Origin of the sequence: Bradyrhizobium sp. INPA03-11B (genome assembly GCF_040446015.1) — a bacterium.
GTDB classification, from domain to species: Bacteria; Pseudomonadota; Alphaproteobacteria; order Rhizobiales; family Xanthobacteraceae; genus Bradyrhizobium; species Bradyrhizobium macuxiense_A.
The window spans coordinates 1-642 of sequence record NZ_JASGSR010000279.1 but is presented as its reverse complement, the minus strand read 5'-3'; the positions used below and the strand labels follow the sequence as shown (position 1 = coordinate 642).

Below are 642 nucleotides of genomic sequence, written 5' to 3'. Positions count from 1 at the left end.
TGGCTGGTGTTCACGCTGGCGGTCAACACGGCGACCGGCGACGTGACACTGACGCAGGACCGCGCGGTGCACGAGCTCACCGGCTCCAGCCCGGACACCCATGAGGGCATCAGCCTGACCGGCGGCCTGGTGACGCTGACCGCGACGGTCACCGACAAGGATGGTGACAGCGCAGCGCAGAACCTCGACCTCAGCAGCCACGTCACGTTCCACGACGACGGTCCGTCAATTGGATTGAGCGGCCGAGTTGGTTCGCTGAACACCTTTGAGGCCTACCTTTCGGCTTCGACCAATGCCGGCATCAATGGCTCGACGCCGGATCTGGTGCCGACCCAGGGCCACACCTTGGACACCGAGAGCTTCGCCGGTGCGTTCACGGTTGTGACCGGCGCCGACGGCGCGACCACGGCCTATGCGCTCAGCATCGCGGCCAATGGCACCGCGACCAATCTGATCGACAGCGCCTCCGGTCTTGCGGTCGTGCTCGACCAGAGCGGCAACACGATCTCCGGCTATGTGACCGGCCATGAAAATGACGCCGCCTGGCTGGTGTTCACGCTGTCGGTCAACACCGCGACCGGCGACGTGACCTTGACGCAGGATCGCGCGGTGCACGAGCTCACGGCCTCGAGCCCGGACACC

At 66.0% G+C, this 642-nt stretch carries 1 protein-coding gene; it reads left to right on the top strand.

The features are described 5' to 3' along the window. Positions 1 to 642: DUF5801 repeats-in-toxin domain-containing protein (locus QMZ05_RS40915; protein WP_353705902.1), on the top strand; the 642-nt coding region annotated here is incomplete at both ends.